15 protein-coding genes and 2 tRNA genes are annotated in these 15,844 nt (G+C 41.3%); 6 read left to right on the top strand and 11 right to left on the bottom strand.

What is annotated here, in order from left to right; translation table 11 throughout:
* Window positions 1–14: 14 nt before the first annotated feature.
* The 4 genes from MTF66_RS33120 to MTF66_RS33105 form a co-directional block, all read right to left on the bottom strand.
* Window positions 15–515, bottom strand: a complete 501-nt coding sequence (locus MTF66_RS33120; RefSeq protein WP_248529877.1) for a DUF4124 domain-containing protein — start codon at window positions 513–515, stop codon at window positions 15–17.
* 108 nt (window positions 516–623) lie between these two features.
* Window positions 624–716: transfer RNA gene (locus MTF66_RS33115), tRNA-Ser, on the bottom strand.
* Between the two features lie 53 nt (window positions 717–769).
* Window positions 770–860, bottom strand: a tRNA-Ser gene (locus MTF66_RS33110).
* 227 nt (window positions 861–1,087) lie between these two features.
* Window positions 1,088–1,228 carry a hypothetical protein gene (locus MTF66_RS33105; RefSeq protein ID WP_248529875.1) on the bottom strand — a complete coding sequence of 47 codons (141 nt, stop codon included), beginning with the start codon at window positions 1,226–1,228 and terminating at the stop codon, window positions 1,088–1,090.
* Between the two features lie 325 nt (window positions 1,229–1,553).
* Here MTF66_RS33105 and MTF66_RS33100 point away from each other — a divergent pair, with 325 nt between their 5' ends.
* Complete coding sequence (locus tag MTF66_RS33100; RefSeq protein ID WP_248529874.1) at window positions 1,554–2,402, top strand: diacylglycerol kinase family protein; 849 nt, start codon at window positions 1,554–1,556, stop codon at window positions 2,400–2,402.
* A gap of 53 nt (window positions 2,403–2,455) precedes the next feature.
* Here the strand turns inward: MTF66_RS33100 and MTF66_RS33095 are convergent, their stop codons facing one another.
* Complete coding sequence (locus MTF66_RS33095; protein WP_248529872.1) at window positions 2,456–3,385, bottom strand: DMT family transporter; 930 nt, start codon at window positions 3,383–3,385, stop codon at window positions 2,456–2,458.
* A 101-nt stretch (window positions 3,386–3,486) separates the two neighbouring features.
* Here MTF66_RS33095 and MTF66_RS33090 point away from each other — a divergent pair, with 101 nt between their 5' ends.
* Window positions 3,487–4,929, top strand: coding sequence for a PLP-dependent aminotransferase family protein (locus tag MTF66_RS33090; protein WP_239964694.1), 1,443 nt, complete (start codon window positions 3,487–3,489; stop codon window positions 4,927–4,929).
* Between the two features lie 62 nt (window positions 4,930–4,991).
* Here the strand turns inward: MTF66_RS33090 and MTF66_RS33085 are convergent, their stop codons facing one another.
* Window positions 4,992–5,792, bottom strand: coding sequence for a YggN family protein (locus MTF66_RS33085; RefSeq protein WP_054563710.1), 801 nt, complete (start codon window positions 5,790–5,792; stop codon window positions 4,992–4,994).
* A gap of 391 nt (window positions 5,793–6,183) precedes the next feature.
* On the opposite strand from MTF66_RS33085, the gene MTF66_RS33080 reads away from it, so the two are divergent.
* A complete protein-coding gene (locus MTF66_RS33080) occupies window positions 6,184–6,372 on the top strand; it encodes a PA3496 family putative envelope integrity protein (protein ID WP_082389337.1) in 189 nt (62 codons plus the stop codon).
* A 52-nt stretch (window positions 6,373–6,424) separates the two neighbouring features.
* Here the strand turns inward: MTF66_RS33080 and MTF66_RS33075 are convergent, their stop codons facing one another.
* From MTF66_RS33075 to MTF66_RS33065, 3 genes are all read right to left on the bottom strand, one after another.
* Complete coding sequence (locus tag MTF66_RS33075) at window positions 6,425–6,907, bottom strand: glutathione peroxidase (RefSeq protein WP_054563709.1); 483 nt, start codon at window positions 6,905–6,907, stop codon at window positions 6,425–6,427.
* A gap of 107 nt (window positions 6,908–7,014) precedes the next feature.
* Window positions 7,015–7,314, bottom strand: a complete 300-nt coding sequence (locus tag MTF66_RS33070; RefSeq protein WP_058585371.1) for an AzlD domain-containing protein — start codon at window positions 7,312–7,314, stop codon at window positions 7,015–7,017.
* Window positions 7,311–8,018 carry an AzlC family ABC transporter permease gene (locus MTF66_RS33065; RefSeq protein WP_282454229.1) on the bottom strand — a complete coding sequence of 236 codons (708 nt, stop codon included), beginning with the start codon at window positions 8,016–8,018 and terminating at the stop codon, window positions 7,311–7,313. The genes MTF66_RS33070 and MTF66_RS33065 overlap by 4 nt, the downstream gene beginning before the upstream one ends.
* Window positions 8,019–8,170: 152 nt before the next feature.
* On the opposite strand from MTF66_RS33065, the gene MTF66_RS33060 reads away from it, so the two are divergent.
* Window positions 8,171–8,821, top strand: coding sequence for a cytochrome b/b6 domain-containing protein (locus MTF66_RS33060; protein WP_248529869.1), 651 nt, complete (start codon window positions 8,171–8,173; stop codon window positions 8,819–8,821).
* A 57-nt stretch (window positions 8,822–8,878) separates the two neighbouring features.
* On the opposite strand, the gene MTF66_RS33055 is transcribed toward MTF66_RS33060, so the two are convergent.
* Together MTF66_RS33055 and MTF66_RS33050 are read right to left on the bottom strand one after the other, a co-directional pair.
* The gene (locus tag MTF66_RS33055; protein ID WP_058585373.1) at window positions 8,879–9,331 is read right to left on the bottom strand and encodes a cytochrome c; all 453 of its coding nucleotides are present in this window, start codon (window positions 9,329–9,331) and stop codon (window positions 8,879–8,881) included.
* 98 nt (window positions 9,332–9,429) lie between these two features.
* Window positions 9,430–9,900, bottom strand: a complete 471-nt coding sequence (locus MTF66_RS33050) for a DUF2721 domain-containing protein (protein ID WP_054554628.1) — start codon at window positions 9,898–9,900, stop codon at window positions 9,430–9,432.
* 244 nt (window positions 9,901–10,144) lie between these two features.
* Between MTF66_RS33050 and MTF66_RS33045 the strand changes: the two genes are divergently transcribed.
* Together MTF66_RS33045 and MTF66_RS33040 are read left to right on the top strand one after the other, a co-directional pair.
* Window positions 10,145–13,546 carry a S8 family serine peptidase gene (locus MTF66_RS33045; RefSeq protein ID WP_248529867.1) on the top strand — a complete coding sequence of 1,134 codons (3,402 nt, stop codon included), beginning with the start codon at window positions 10,145–10,147 and terminating at the stop codon, window positions 13,544–13,546.
* Window positions 13,547–13,675: 129 nt separating this feature from the next.
* Window positions 13,676–15,841: a S9 family peptidase gene (locus tag MTF66_RS33040; protein WP_248529866.1), complete on the top strand. Its 2,166-nt coding sequence runs from the start codon at window positions 13,676–13,678 to the stop codon at window positions 15,839–15,841.
* Window positions 15,842–15,844: the final 3 nt, after the last annotated feature.

The following is a 15,844-nucleotide window of genomic DNA, read 5'->3' as shown; positions in this document are numbered from 1 at the left end:
TTTAGTAAGTTAAGCTAATTGGATTGCGTGCCTCGCTCTTTGAGCTGCTTTTTGTTTTCTTCTAACTGAGCTACCTGTTTTTCGAGGATGCTTATTTGGCTCTTATAGTAAGCGTTAATACGCTCACTTTGTTTACTGATAGCATCATCAATAGACGCTGCCCCTAATCTGTTTGCGGCATCTTGCGTCATATTATTGAGTTTATCGATGCGCTCACTTTGTTGTTTTTGTAGTTCTTTAATTTCTAGCTGAAGGCGGTCTATTTCACGATCGGCTTTTTGAATTTTTAAATAATCTTCAACACTTAAGTCGGCAGGCTTTTGTGGTTTTTGGGGCTGCTCTGTAGCTGGTGTTTGGCTAGTTGCTGGTGGCGGTGCAATTTTCACGATTACTGCATCTTTTCCACAAGGTTTCTCTGTAAAAGTGGCAACCCCGTCAATCATGCACTTATAAATAGTAGCTTGACTGTTGGCGCTGGCAAGTAGGGCAAGAGTAAAAAATGCAAAACGAAACATAGCATCACTTTGTGTAGCAAATAGATACTTAGCATGCATGAAATATAATGAAGTGTGCAAGTTTTCGGGCATAAAAAAACCGCTTAAAAGCGGTTTTTAATAATAAAATGGTGGAGAAGGAGGGATTCGAACCCTCGATAGAGCTACAAACCCTATACTCCCTTAGCAGGGGAGCGCCTTCGGCCACTCGGCCACCTCTCCAGCGCATAATTCTGATTGTAATTTGCTGAAATTAATCAACAAATAAAAATAAGTGGTGGAGAGATAGGGATTTGAACCCTAGAGGGGCTACAAACCCCTGCCGGTTTTCAAGACCGGTGCATTCGACCACTCTGCCATCTCTCCACATCGTGATGCGAGAATAATACTTAGCTGAATCGGCTGTGTAAATAGGAAAAAGTTTGTTTGCTTGTTTTTTGAGCGTAAAGAGGGGGTTTTTTGTAAAAAGGTTTAATTAATTGCTGTTTTTAACTTAAAAGAAAGGGGTTGGAGCAGTAAACGGAGGAGCTAAAGAAGGATCTTCGTTAGTGGTTGGGTGTTTACTGCACCGATAAAGTAACCATGGTTGGGGATTACTTGTGTTGTACTGCGCCGCCAAGAGCTAACTTTTTGCCGTAGCGATTTATTTTTGCCAACATTTTTGCTTTGCGGTTTGTTGGTTTTACGGCAACATGAGTTGCAGCGTTTTGGTTTAATGTATTAATTGGGTTCATTACTTTGCTCCAGGTTGTGTTTGGTTGAAAACGTGAGTATTTTGCAATCAAACTGGACAAAAATAAAACGATAAAAATTGAGTCTGTCGGATAACTTTTTCTAATCCAAAAGCCTTTTATTAACATGGGGTTAAGTTTTTTGTCTTACTGATATCTTGCATGCTTATGCAGCTTATTTAACGCTGAAGTGTAGGTAAATAAAGGTTTTTAGTTTTTATTATTTTTATTTATGCGTTTTTAGAGTGAGAAAGTGACTATTTATTCAGATTAATATAATTTGAACGAGTTTGGTGTTTTTGCCATGCAAGAAAAGAAGTAACCGTTGATGTTGATAATAATAAAGCCAAGTGACAAAAAAAATCATAAAAACAGTGTTGATTGGCTACTAAAAGAATGTAAAAAAAGACAGATTGAGCCTGAATTGTATTTAACCACAGGCAAGTTTGAGAATGATTGCGCTGATATAGCGCTTTTGGCTAAAAACCAAACTCAAGTTGTGGTGATTGGTGGTGATGGGACGCTGCATTTAGCTGTTAATGCATTAATGATGAGTCGCTGCTCTATCGCGTTAATTCCGGCAGGCACAGGAAATGATTTTGCTCGTGGCTTTGCGTGTAAACAACAGGCTTGGTATGACGCTGTTTTTAATAGCCGTACTGAGTTAATCGATATTGGGCAAATCAATCAGCGCTATTTTATTAATGTGGCGGGAATAGGTTTTGACGCAGAAGTAGTGACTCAACTAAATAAAGCCGGAAGTTTTAGCTCGTTTGGCTACACTTGGCAGGGCATCAAGCAGCTATTTTCATTTAAGGCACAGTCACTTCAGGGTGAGTTTAATGGTAAAGCACTCAGCTACAGTAATTTAGCGACGATTTTTGCTAATCATCATTACTTTGGTGGTGGCTTAAAGATTGCCCCTCGGGCAAAGTTAAATGATGGTCAGCTTGATTGCTACTGCATGCCAGCTGGCGGTTTGTTGAAAAACCTGATCAGCTTTTTGTATTTACTGCTCGTAAAGCATCATGGTTTGCAAGCGCTAGAATATACCCAGTTAACAACTGCAGAGGTCACCACGAAAGGGTTGGCTATAGAAGCCGATGGTGAGCTTGTTGGTTTTACTCCGGCTAAAGTTAAGATTCACAAACAAGCACTTCGTTTTCATATGCCATAAAAAAGCGCCGACAAATTTGCCAGCGCTTGGTGTTAGAGGCGACATAGTCACTTCTAACTGGGGACGGAGCTTTTTTGCTGCAAGTTACGTGCAGCAAAAAATGCTTTAATTTGTCGAGTTGGAGTCAGCACGATAGCATTACCGAATAACACTAGGCTAAAACCCATAAAGGTATTCGCTTGCCATTCGAATCCTTCAAATAAGGTACTTAACACCACTGCAACCAGTGGGAATAATACGATCACATAGCTTGCGCGCTCAGGGCCGATGTTTTTAAGTAGCGCGAAGTAACAAGCAAATGCGATTACGGTACCAAATACTGCTAAATAGAAGAGCGATACCCAATAGCTACTTGGGGCGTTAAATGTAAGCTCAACATCACTGACTAAAACATAAGCAGCTAGACCTAAAGCGCTGTATAACATACCCCAGGCATTGCCTTGAAGTACGCCAATGTTGCGTTGTGAATTTCGAACGCTGACCATATTCCCCAATGAAGCCACAAAGGTTCCAGATAGCGCAAGTAGTAACCCGACCAACGCACCATTACTCAAGTCGAATTGCTGAATTTGTGGCCAAAACAAGCTGGCAATACCCATTACGCCGAGTAAAGCACCAAAGTAAATTCGTTTCGCAATTGGCTTTGCGAAGAACAAGCGGGTGTTAATAATGTTCATCAATAGCAACATCGAAAACGCTATTGAGGCCATTGCTGAGGTGAGATAGTTCTGCGCCCAATACAGCACTAAATAATTTAAACCAAAGTTAAATAAGGCTAATAAAGCAAAAAATCCGTGATCACGCAGTGAATAATGCATAGGTAGCTTTTTCATGAGCACAAAGGCCCACATTAAAATAGCTGCAATGGCAAAGCGGTAAAATAAAGAGACCTCAACAGCAACATCACCTAGTTGAAACTCAATAGCTAGCCAAGTCGATCCCCAGATCAGTACTGTAGCAAGGTAGAGAGCGGCGCTTTTCATAGTTAGTACCCAAAAATTGAAAGTATGTTCATTTTAATCCTCTTCTGTATACTTAACATATACAGAAAACTAGAAATGCAACCTATACAGTTTGGTGGGCTATGTCACAAGTTATCAGTCGTAGTAACAGTGAGTTCTTATATCAACAAGTTATTCAGCTAGTTAGAGATCTTTGCTTGCAAGGCTCGTTATTACCGGGTGAAAAATTACCTTCGCTCAGAAAAATGGCAGACAAGCTCAATATTAGTATTCCTACTGTAAAACAAGCGTATCAATTACTTGAAGGGCAAGGATTGATTGAAGCAAGAGAAAAGTCAGGGTACTTTTTAAAGTCTTCACAGTTAAATCAGTCACGACCAAAGCGAGTTAGGCTCAGTCGAGAGCCGACCACAGTCAATAAGCAAGGCTTAATAGAGCAAGTTTATGGTGCCATCCATAAGGCTAATGTGGTGCCATTTGGTATCGCTAACCCTGTAGCCGCTGCACCGACAGATAAAGCGCTAGCACGAACAATGCGCCGAGTAATGACATTAGCTGGCGCATCGGCAATTAATTACGGCCCGATGGATGGCTTTGCACCACTTAAAAAACAACTCATTCATCGCTATCTGGATTTTGGTATTGGGGTTGATAGCGATGAATTAGTGATCACCAATGGTGCTCAAGAAGCGTTGGCGATTGCCCTTAAGTGTGTCGCTAAACCCGGTGATGTTATTGCTATCGAGTCGCCTTGTTATTTTGGCATTATCGAATTAATTGAAAGCTTAGGCTTAAAGGCTCTGGAAATACCGCTGTGCCCCGATGAAGGAATATGGCTAGATGATTTGGCTCAAGCACTCGATGAGCATGATATAAAAGCCTGTGTGTTTTCAACCTCATTAAATAACCCAGTTGGCAGTTTTATGCCTGATGCCAAGCGTGAGCAATTAGTGGCACTTTTAGAGCAGCGTGACGTGGTGCTTATTGAGGATGATGTTTATGGCGACTTACATTTTACAGCTAAGCGCGCCACTCCTGCACAAGCTTATTCAAAAAAGGGCTTAGTGATCACCTGCGCGTCGTTTTCAAAAACAGCCGCACCTAGTTACCGCATTGGTTGGATCATTGCCGGTAAGTTTGCAGAACAAGCAAGGCGACACAAACGCGCGCTTAGTTGCTCTGCGCCACTTATAAACCAGTGGACCTTGTATGAGTTTATAGCTAGCGGTGAGTACGACCGTAACATTCGTTTGCTTAGACAGCGCTTAAGTACCAATAAAGAACGTATGATTTGGTGCCTGCAGCAATATATGCCAAGTTGTGCGCGTATAAGTAACCCGCAAGGGGGGTGTGTTATCTGGGTTGACCTTGGTAGCCAATATGATGCGGTAAAGTTATTCCACTTGGCATTAGAGGCCGGGATCAGCATTACTCCAGGGTTGATATTCTCAGCGGGTAAAAAGTACCGTAGCTGTTTTCGCTTAAGTTATGGCTTGCCTTGGTCTGAAAACTTAGAGCAGGCGATTAAAACGTTATCGCAACTGACTGTGCTGGCCAAAAAATAAAAAAGCGCAGAGCAAGCTCTGCGCGAAAGGACCAAGTGTTTTGGTTCAGGGATGTTAATTCATTACTCTGCGTTCTGTTTAAAAGTAAATAGTTGATACTCTTTTAGCTCTGGTACTAGAACTACTAGCTCTTGCTCTTTATGAGCGATATCAGCAAAGCTGCCGCATAATGCATCTGCACGCTCTTCAAGTTGAGCTGCCTGTGTTTCTACACGCGCTTCGATTTGTGCGCCCATGTTTTCCATACGTTGCTCAAACTCATCCATGTCGCCACCTGAACCTAAAAGTTCAGAGCCTAGCGCAACTAAAATACTGCCCATCGATTGCATCATGGCTGACTCGACAGCCGATTCGATTTGCTCATCGAATTGGTCCTCAAAGTTTTGGCCAAATTTTTCGAAATTTTGCTGACCCATGGTGAACGCACCTTGCTGATAGAAAGCGTTTTGTACTTCTACGCTGATATCGTCCATTAATTCTGAAATGTCGCTTAGTCCATCAATATTGAAAGCATTTGATACTTCTTCGATGGCTACACCAGCTATTTTGACGCCATCAAGTGCGATATTTGCTACTTCAGGAAGTTGGCTGCGTAAGCTGTCTGAGTAATCTGCAATTGCTTGCTGTTGTGAAGCATCAAGCGACACGCTTTGACCATCGATATATAAAGTGTGCTGATCGATGATTTTCATAGTGCGATTATCGGCTGTGTATACTTCTAACTCGCTTGGTGTAATGCGTACATCATTTATAAATTCAACATCACACTGCTCACCGCTGAATGAAATATTTGTATCATTATCGTTATGAGCCATTGCGCCGGTAGCGATAAATAAAGAACTTACTAACAATAACTTTTTCATTTTTTTCTTTCCTGTTTGAAATGACACAAATACATAATCAAATTGAATGCCAAAATTTATAAATTTAATTAATTCAATATCTTGTTGTGTTTTTAGGCTTTTTTAAAAATTGCGGGGAATAACTTTTTAACCACTTTTTAGTCAAATTAACTAAAAAATACACATGCATAAATGACTTTTATCGAAACGATAAAAAACTCTCACTTTTCAGAAATCAAATTTAGCGCTATTTATTCACAATATTGACATATGACCTATTTAGCATGGGTGTATGGCTTTATTTTGGTGGTTTTTTAGATACTAAATTACTACTGAGCTTTTTAAACTTTGCCAATTCATCGAGCAAATTTTAATCTCAAGAATTGGTCTCAAACACTTTATGGAGTGGGTTGTGGGTAAGACATTTAGTTATGACGCGCTAGATGACGATTTTGTTGAAGACGAGTACGAAATGGTCGGGCGTAATCAACACGACAAGAAAAAGCAACGCGTAAAGAAGAAGTTGGAAGACTATCTTGAACAGAAACGCTTGCGCAGAAACTTAGGCGATGACGACTTTGACGAGTACTTGAACGACTAAGCATAAATTTAGATAAAGAGGCAATTAGCCTCTTTATTGCTTTTAGGCTTTGTTATTTGCCCAGTGCAGCTGCGATGTCTGACTCGAGCTGTTCAGGTTTTGTCAGTGGCGCATATCGCTTAATGGCCTTGCCATCTTTACCAATTAAAAATTTGGTGAAATTCCATTTTATTTTGCGGGTGATAAACCCCGGTAATTCTGATTTTAGGTATCTAAAAACAGGGTGAGCATGTTCGCCATTCACATCGACTTTGCTCATCATTAAAAAGCTAACGCCGTAGTTAATTAGGCAGCCTTCTTTAATTTCTTTTGCATCACCTGGTTCTTGTTTACCAAATTGGTTACAAGGAAAACCAATTATTACTAAGCCTTGCTCATGATACTTTTCATGCAGTGCTTGTAAGCCCTCATATTGTGGAGTGAAACCGCATTTACTTGCTGTATTTACAACAAGTACGACCTTGTTTTCAAAATCAGAAAAGTCAACGGTTTGGCCTTGTAGGCTGGTGGCAGAAAGTTGGTGAAATTCGCTCATAATGATAACTTTTTATTATTGTTGTATTGATTCTAACTTGCTTGGAGTTTTTCTAAAAGGGTAAATTTTAATCAGCGGTTTTTCTTACTTGGCGTTAAGCATCGCTGCTAACTTAAAATTATAAATAATCCCATTCCTGCCAGTGTTGTGTAGTATATGTTATGTGTTTTATAGGCCACGATAACAGACACAACAGCAGCACTTAGGTAAGGGTTTTGCCAATCTAGATTTATCCCTTCGTCATTAATAAACACAATGGGCACCCAAATTGCGGTGAGTACGGCTGGGGCGCTAAAACTTAAAAATTGCTGCATTTTCGGGCCGACTTTGAATGGTAATGCGCGGTGCAAAAATAAGTAACGTGTGAAGAAGGTGATACACGCCATTAATAAAATGGTGGTCATCATAGTGTATGCTCCTCTTTTGCTTGCCAGCGACTTATTAGGTAACCCACTGTCATAGCGATAAGAGCCGCGGTGACAAGCCAAAGTTGAAAGCCCTGACTTTTCAATAGCGTTGCAACAACGCCTGCGGTGATCACTGTAGCCAGTGTCGCAAGGTTCTTTACACCCGGAATAACTAAAGCAATAAACGTGGCAGCGATGGCAAAATCAAGGCCAAGATTTGTTAAATCGGGAAGTAAGCTTCCTGCGACAATACCTAGTAAGGTCCAGATATTCCAAGCAATATAAAAACTAAAACCGGCACTGAGTGCATAAATAAGGCGCACTTTCGTTCGGTACGCTTTACGATGATGCGAAAAAGCAAATAATTCATCGGTTAGTACAAAACTCACTGGCAGTCGCCAACGAAAGGGTTGATCTATGACTTTGTGGCGAATAGCTAAACCATACAAAAAATGCCGTGAGCTAATAATGAGTGTGGTAAATAAAATAGTTAAAAGCGGCGTGTTACCGGCCATTAATTCAATCGCAACGAGCTGTGCTGAGCCTGCAAATACTAATAACGACATAGCTTGTGTTTCTAGGGCACTGAAGCCATTTTGAACTGCTAACGAACCACATAAAATTCCCCAAGGTAACACCGCAAGGCATAAGGGGAGCATGTCGAAAAATCCTTTTAGCAAGGCTCTTGTTGTTGATGTATGCATCTTATCGCTCATGTTTGTTGTTATGGCTCAGATCAAAACAGCTGAAATAGAGGTGTGTCAAAATAACTGAAGTTTGCAATAATGTATAGCCGAGCCAGTTGCTAAAATTTCATATCTGCAAGTCATTAGCGTCTTTTAAAGGGAAAGTTACAATGTCAAAAGTTAAAGTATGGGATGGCTTTATAAGAAGCTTCCATTGGTTATTAGTTGCGGCCATCGCAACCCTCTATTTTAGTGCTGAAGAAGGTATGTTGGAGCTGCATTTTGCTGCAGGCTACTTCACTCTAGCGCTTATTATTACACGTCTTGTTTGGGGCCTTATTGGTAGTAAAACAGCGAAGCTCTCAGCGCTGATTCATTCACCTGTTGCTGCAATTAAGTCATTTACAAGCAATGAACATAAGGCGGGTCACGGCGCGGCGGGTAGTTATATGGTGATAGCCTTCTTTGCGTTACTCATTGTGCAGCTAACCTCTGGTTTAATGACTAGTGACGATATATTAACGGATGGCCCGCTGGTGGCGCATGTATCCTCAGATACCGTAGATTTTGCCGGTTGGTTACATCACTTAAACTTTGACATTTTGTTGTATGCCATTGTGTTGCATGTATTGGCGATTGTGATTTACCGCATTAAAGGAAAAAATTTAGTGAAGCCTATGCTAACGGGCAATAGTGAGCAAGTTTCGGTTACTGGGCCTGTTACTAAATCACCGTTGATCGCTTTTGTTATTTTTGCAGTGTGTTTAGTGGTGCTATTTACGACTTGGGGTGAAGAGCCGCTCAGCTATTTGCTTGGCTAGGTTATTCAAGACATTAAAAAAGGCGCTAATAAGCGCCTTTTTAGTTCAAAATTTTAACTAGTCTTTGAAAGACTTATGGCAATCTTTACAGCCTTTAGCCCAAGCGCCAAATGCTTTGCCGATTACTTTCTTATCGCCACTTTGTGCTGCAACTGCTAGCTCATCAGCATATTGTTGGAAAGCAACTGCTTTTTTCATAAAGGTTTCGTTGTCGCTCCATACAGCTGCAAGTGCAGATGTATCGCCTTTATCAGAGCCCGCTACGAAAGCTTCCCAAGGCATTTTTGATAATGCCGCTGCATTGTCGGCACGCTTTTGAAAACGTTCTGCATCAAAAGGTACTTTTCCTTTTAGCATATCGCCCATGTCACCAATTTGTACGCGGATCATTGAAAATGCTGCCTGACGGTACTCGATTGCATCGCTTGGCTCTTCAAATACAGAATTTGCTGATGCGCCTAGTGCCATTGTAGATAGCATTGCGCCTACTACTAATTGTTTTAATTTCATTCCTTTTGCCCCTTAAGATGTCATAAAAGTAAACTAACTGAGTTGTATCTTAGCTCAATATAATATTCAAGTGTATTGCGGTTAATCTTAACTTAAGTTTAATCATTTATATCTATATCAGCGAAGATCATACCACGGCGCATACTTCTCGTTGCTAAGAAAACCTCGCATAGTAAAGATAAAAACCCACATATCAAAAGCGCCATAGCGGCCACAAAGCAGCTAGCAATTGTCACGCTTAAGTTGATCGATTGGATATGCGATAAAAATAGACACATAACCACAGCACATACTAATAAGGCACTGAGTACACTTAAACTAAATGCGATATGAATGCAGCGTGAGCGTTTCAACAGTGCTCTTAGCTCCGTTGTTAATGACTTATTGAAGTCTTCATCGGTACTGACTTTAAGCTTACGTTCTAACTGTCTCGCTCGATCGGTAATACGCGCTAAGCGGTTTGAAAGCACGCCTAACGTTGCTGCAATACCGGTAATTAAAAAGACGGGTGCAACAGCCGTTTGAATCACCTTTGCCATGGTAAGAATGTTGATTACTTCTGAATTCATTTTCAATACTCTATTTACTAAAACTCAATACACTGTTCATTTACAAATGTTTACAACTCTAGCTTGCATCTTTAAATCATTTTAAAACAATACGTTACTTAAACTCAGTGTTCTTTGTTTTAGCTGAATGTAATTCTTATGTAACAGAAATGTTGTTCTTGCTAGGGTTTCCGTTTTATATTGGTTCTGAAACTTTGTTTCAATCACTATTTAGACGATAACATAACATATCCCAGGGGAACCCATGTCTAAAAATCTAATAAAAAGAACTGCAGTTGCTTTGGCTGTAACCAGTGCAATGTGCGCTAGTGCACAAGCCAATGACTTTTCTAAATATAATCTTGCCGGCAAAAAATTAATCCAATCGAGCGCGGTAACTAAAAAAGAACAAAAAGCTCATCGCGAAGCTACAAGCTGGTTAATTAAGTTAAATGCTCCAGCATCAATTAATGCTAAAACAATGGGCGCGGATGTAGCGTCAATTCAAGCGCAAGCAAAAGTAGCGCAAGCAAGCGTAGAGCAAGCAATCAACAGTATGGACTTGCCTGTACAAGTTGTCGCTAAAACATCAACACTAGTAAGCTCAATCGTAGTCAATGGTAATAAGCAAGATGTTGCTAAGTTACTATCGAACTCTCAAGTTGAGGGCATTTACCCAGTATACGATTATGAATTGCATGTTGCTGACAGCGCTGACTATATTGAAGCAACTCCTTTAGTATCTAATGGTTTAGCAACAGGTGAAGGTGTTCGCGTTGCTGTGCTTGATACAGGTATTGACTACACTCATACCGCTTTTGGTGGTGCGGGTACTGATGAAGCATATGCTGCAGCAATTGCAGACCCTGCGTCAGTAGATTGGCCACAAGGTAAGGTATTAGGCGGTTATGATTACATTAACGATGATGCCGATCCTATTGATGTAGATACAAACCACGGTACACACGTTTCTCACTCTGTTAACGGTATTGCACCAAACGTAGATTTATTTGTTTACTCTGTATGTAATAGTGGCTGTCCAGGCCTTGCACAACTTTTAGCTCTTGAAAGTGCAATGGATCCGAATGGTGACGGTGATATGAGCGACCGTGTTGATGTTGTAAATATGTCACTTGGTGGCGATTACGGTGATATTGCAAACGATGCAGTTGGCCTATTCATCAACCAAGCAGTTAAACTTGGTACAAACGTTGTTATCTCTGCTGGTAATGATGGTGCTTATCCATTCATCGTAGGTGGCCCAAGTACAACTGAAAACGCTCTTTCAGTGGGTGCGATGACTCACCCTACCGGTGAAGAATCAGTTGGTAGTGGTACAGTTAATGGTGAAGAAGCTGTTGTGCAGCCAGCCAGCTTTGGTCCACAGATGGCATTTAGCTACACTAATGAAAACTTGGAACTTGTGTACCCAGATGCAAATCAAACGGCTTGTGAAGCGTTTGCTGACGACGTTGATTTTACAGGTAAAGGCGTTATCATCGACCGTGGTGCATGTGCATTTACAGTTAAAGTATTAGCAGCACAAGCTAAAGGCGCAGAGTTTGTTATTATTGCAAACAATACTGACGATGGCACGCCAGCACCTATGGGTGGTTCAGATCCAACTGTTACTATCCCTTCTGTAGGCGTAACGTTTGCAGCTGGTACAGCTCTAAAAGCGGGCGGTACGTTTAACCTAACAGTTGAGCGTCTTGTTATGTCTGGCGCGATTGCTGATTTCACATCGCGTGGTCCTTCAATGGGCGGGCTGTTAAAACCAGAGATTACAGCACCAGGTGTAAACATCATGACTGCTCATCCTGGTCTTGGTGATGGTCTTACTGGCGCAACAGGTACTTCATTCTCGGGCCCAATTACTGCTGGTGCGGTGAGCTTATTAAAAGAAGCGCTGCCAGAGCGTAACGCGTTTGAAATTAAAGCGACGTTAATGAACACGGCAAACCTAAATGTAACTATGGAGCCGTTAGCGATTAACCCAGACGCTGAGCTTGCACCAATTAGTTATATCGGTGCGGGTCTTGTTGATGTAAACAAAGCGGCTAACTTACCAGTTGCTGCATGGGCTGCAGATACTAAACAAGCTGCTCTTTCGTTTGGTTTAGTAAACGCATCAGAAACAGTTGAGCTTACTAAAACAGTTCAAGTTAAGAACTTCTCTAACGAAGACCAAGTGTATACACTTTCTCTTGAGCAGCGTTATGCAGATGATGTTGAGCGTGGTTCATTCTCACTTGACTACCCAGAGTCAATTACAGTGCCAGCAGGTCAAACAATGTCATTTGACGTGACAGCGACGATTGATCCTGCAACTTTACCTGAGTGGACTTTAACTGAGGAAAATATTGGTTCTCAAGATGCTACGGCTGACTTAACTAACCTAGAGCTTGATGGTGCGCTAATCTTCTCTGATGGCAGCGATGAAGCATTCCACCTTGTTTATCACGTATTACCAAAAGCAAATGCGGCAATGAGCTTCATGCCAGTTGTGACTGATAACGGCGTTGCACATGAAGTAACAAACACAGGTGCGGTAGCACTTGATCCTGTATTTGCTCCTACAGTAATGACTGATGATATTGATGAAGACCAACGTTTTGACTTAGTAGGCGCATCAATCGAAACATTTGCTGTATCAGCTGAAATTTGTGAAAGCGGTTATGTAACACTTACTACATTAGTGCTAAACGAGGGAATTACTCACTCTTACGTGGGTGGTTTCATGGCTGACTTCGATATGGACCAAGATGGTGTTTACGATGTTACAGTACAAAATGGTAAGTTAGAGTGGTTCTACGATGTTGAGCCGGGCACAGCAATTACCTTTACTCACGGCTATGGTAGTGCTTCTGGTTTATTAGATAATTATTATCAAATTATCGGTAACAACCACCTCACAATGCAAAGCTGTATTGAAGCATTTGGCCTAACAGCCGATGACATTGGTCGAGCAACTGTAGATGTTCGTTTCCGTACAGAAGAAGAAACATGGACACCAATTGCAACTGAAGAAGGTGATGTTGCAATGGGTACTTACACATTCACAGATGCATCAAGTGATGTATATGCAATGTTTGTAGATGAAGCTGGTGAAGCTGTTAGCTCAATTGAACCAGGTGCTTCAGCTACTTTATACAATGCAGGTGAAGACTTCATGATTCTTTCAGACTCGGGTTCTAAAGCGTATGCTGCAACACCTGAATCAGACTCGAATACTCCACCAGTTGTTGCTGATACTGAATTCTCTGTTGATGAAAACACTGAAAACGGTACGGTAATTGGTACGCTAGAAGCAACTTATGGTGCTGATTTAGCAAGCCCTGTTACAGAGTTCATTGTAATTAGCTCAAGTTCAACAGCTATTTCAGTAACATCTTCAGGTGATGTTGTAGTTATGAATCAAGACGTACTTGATTATGACGCTGGTTTAACATCAATTGAACTAGAAGTTGTTGCAACTGACAGATCAGGTAATGTTTCAGAGTCTGCTATGGTAACTGTTACAGTTAACAACCTAGCTGATGAAGCGTCTGAGCAACCAGTTGAAGCGGAAGAACCAGAGAAGAAAAAATCTTCTTCAGGTTCACTAGCATGGTTAACATTACTTGCTGCACCGTTCGCATTTATGCGTCGTCGTAAGCAAAAGTAATTACTTGATAAGTAAGTGATAAAAGGGAGCTTCGGCTCCCTTTTTACATTGCTTCACAAAGGCTACTTATATATTGCTGTTTTTTTACTTATATTGGAGACAGAATAATAAAACGAAAACAGGAACCCCATGAAAGTTGGCCATTCACTTTGCCTAGCGGCACTCTCTTTAGCTGTTCTATCAGCGTGTAATAAAGCCCCAGATAATAAAGAAAAAGCTGTTATTACAGAGCAAGTTCAGATTGCAGCACCCGTCGCCAAAAAAATACCTCATGAAATGACCATTCATGGAGACACTCGTGTCGATAACTACTATTGGATGCGTGATGATAAGCGCAAAGATGCCGCTGTTATTGCCCATTTGCATGCTGAAAATGCGTATGTTGAAAGTAAGTTAGCGCATACTCAAACGCTACAAAACACCCTGTTCGAAGAGCTTAAAGGACGTATTGAGAAGGATGACGATACGGTACCGACAAAAAAAGGGGAATATTACTATTTCTCACAAACGCGCGGTGATGACGAATATCCGGTTTATGTGCGCAGCAAAGATAGCCAAGGAGAAGGTAAGCAGGTTATCTTAAATGTGAATGAGCTTGCTAAAAATCATGACTATTTTGCCGTAACAGGTTTAGCTGTCAGCCCAAATGGCAATTTGCTGGCTTATGGTGAAGACACTGTGAGTCGCCGCATTTACACAATTAAAGTAAAAGATTTAACCACAGGTAAAATGCTCACAGAAAGCCTTGAAGGTACAGAAGGTGATGTCGTGTGGGCTAATGACAACAAAACCTTTTACTACATCAAAAAAGACCTACAAACGCTGTTAGGCTATCAAGTATATCGCCATACGTTAGGCACCCCGCAAGCCGACGACGAACTCGTTTATGAAGAGAAAAATACCAGTTACTACACCGGTATTTATAAGAGTAAAGACCAACAAGAAATCTATATTAGTCATGGCAGCACCAGTGCGTCTGGCGTCTCAGTTATTGATGCCAATGATGTCAAAGCAATGCCAAAACGTTTTATTGAACGCGAAGCAGGGCTTGAATATGACATCAGTAAGTTAGGTGATTGGTATTACATCGTTACTAATTTAAATGCAGTTAACTTTCAACTGATGAAAGTGCACCGAGATAAGGCTCATGATAAAGCTAACTGGCAAACGCTAATTGCTGGTCGTGATAACGTGAAACTTGAAGGCATTGAGTTATTTAATAATCACTTGGTTTACGAAGAGCGAGAAATGGGGCAAACCCGAATCACTATTCGTGACCTTCGTAACCAACAAGAGCAAGTCGTTGCATTTAATGACCCAACTTACATGGTCTTCAGTTATGGCAATCGTGAGTTAGATAACCCTAACTTACGTGTTTACTATTCAAGTATGACGACGCCAGGGAGCAGCTACGATATCAACCTAGAAAGTGGCGAAAAAACACTGCTTAAGCAACGTAAAGTATTAGGTGATTTTAACCCTGACAACTATGCCTCTGAGCGAGTTTATGTGACGGCTAGGGATGGTGTCGATGTTCCTGTTAGCCTTGTTTATCGTAAAGACAAGTTCAAAAAAGACGGCTCGAATCCGCTTATGCAATATGGTTATGGTTCGTATGGTGCGACCATGGATCCGAGCTTTTCTAGTTCACGCTTAAGCTTACTTGATCGCGGTTTTGTATTTGCGATTGCACATATCCGTGGCTCACAAATGCTGGGTCGTCCTTGGTACGAAGATGGCAAATTGCTCCATAAACAAAACAGCTTTAATGACTTTGTTGATGTGACTAAATCATTAGCAGCTCAAAAGTATGGTAATAAAGATAATATTTTTGCCATGGGTGGCAGTGCAGGAGGCTTGCTAATGGGGGCTGTTGTGAATCAAGCGCCTGAACTTTATAAAGGGGTGATTGCTGCTGTGCCTTTTGTTGATGTAGTTACGACCATGCTAGATGCCAGCTTGCCACTGACAACGAATGAGTATGACGAGTGGGGTAACCCGAACGATAAAGTCTATTATGATTACATGCTGTCATATTCGCCGTACGACCAAGTTAAGAAGCAGGCTTACCCAAATATGCTAGTCACCACCGGCTTACACGACTCTCAAGTTCAGTATTTTGAGCCTGCAAAATGGGTTGCTAAGCTACGTGAATATAAAACCGATAATAACCTGTTGCTGTTCAAAACCGACATGGAAGCAGGGCACGGCGGTGCATCTGGGCGCTTTAAAAGCTTGCAAGATACCGCTTTATATTACGCCTTTATGCTCGACTTGGCGGGTATCGAAAAATAATAA

The organism is Pseudoalteromonas sp. 2CM39R, assembly GCF_023161845.1.
This window is presented reverse-complemented; position numbering and strand designations above follow the sequence as displayed.

What these genes read in the sequence shown, in the direction of transcription:
- MTF66_RS33120 (WP_248529877.1), bottom strand. Translation starts at nt 515, where the DNA reads ATGTTTCGTTTTGCATTTTTTACTCTTGCCCTACTTGCCAGCGCCAAC.
- MTF66_RS33105 (WP_248529875.1), bottom strand. Translation starts at nt 1,228, where the DNA reads ATGAACCCAATTAATACATTAAACCAAAACGCTGCAACTCATGTTGCC.
- MTF66_RS33100 (WP_248529874.1), top strand. Translation starts at nt 1,554, where the DNA reads ATGTTGATAATAATAAAGCCAAGTGACAAAAAAAATCATAAAAACAGT.
- MTF66_RS33095 (WP_248529872.1), bottom strand. Translation starts at nt 3,385, where the DNA reads ATGAAAAGCGCCGCTCTCTACCTTGCTACAGTACTGATCTGGGGATCG.
- MTF66_RS33090 (WP_239964694.1), top strand. Translation starts at nt 3,487, where the DNA reads ATGTCACAAGTTATCAGTCGTAGTAACAGTGAGTTCTTATATCAACAA.
- MTF66_RS33085 (WP_054563710.1), bottom strand. Translation starts at nt 5,792, where the DNA reads ATGAAAAAGTTATTGTTAGTAAGTTCTTTATTTATCGCTACCGGCGCA.
- MTF66_RS33075 (WP_054563709.1), bottom strand. Translation starts at nt 6,907, where the DNA reads ATGAGCGAATTTCACCAACTTTCTGCCACCAGCCTACAAGGCCAAACC.
- MTF66_RS33070 (WP_058585371.1), bottom strand. Translation starts at nt 7,314, where the DNA reads ATGATGACCACCATTTTATTAATGGCGTGTATCACCTTCTTCACACGT.
- MTF66_RS33065 (WP_282454229.1), bottom strand. Translation starts at nt 8,018, where the DNA reads ATGCATACATCAACAACAAGAGCCTTGCTAAAAGGATTTTTCGACATG.
- MTF66_RS33060 (WP_248529869.1), top strand. Translation starts at nt 8,171, where the DNA reads ATGTCAAAAGTTAAAGTATGGGATGGCTTTATAAGAAGCTTCCATTGG.
- MTF66_RS33055 (WP_058585373.1), bottom strand. Translation starts at nt 9,331, where the DNA reads ATGAAATTAAAACAATTAGTAGTAGGCGCAATGCTATCTACAATGGCA.
- MTF66_RS33050 (WP_054554628.1), bottom strand. Translation starts at nt 9,900, where the DNA reads ATGAATTCAGAAGTAATCAACATTCTTACCATGGCAAAGGTGATTCAA.
- MTF66_RS33045 (WP_248529867.1), top strand. Translation starts at nt 10,145, where the DNA reads ATGTCTAAAAATCTAATAAAAAGAACTGCAGTTGCTTTGGCTGTAACC.
- MTF66_RS33040 (WP_248529866.1), top strand. Translation starts at nt 13,676, where the DNA reads ATGAAAGTTGGCCATTCACTTTGCCTAGCGGCACTCTCTTTAGCTGTT.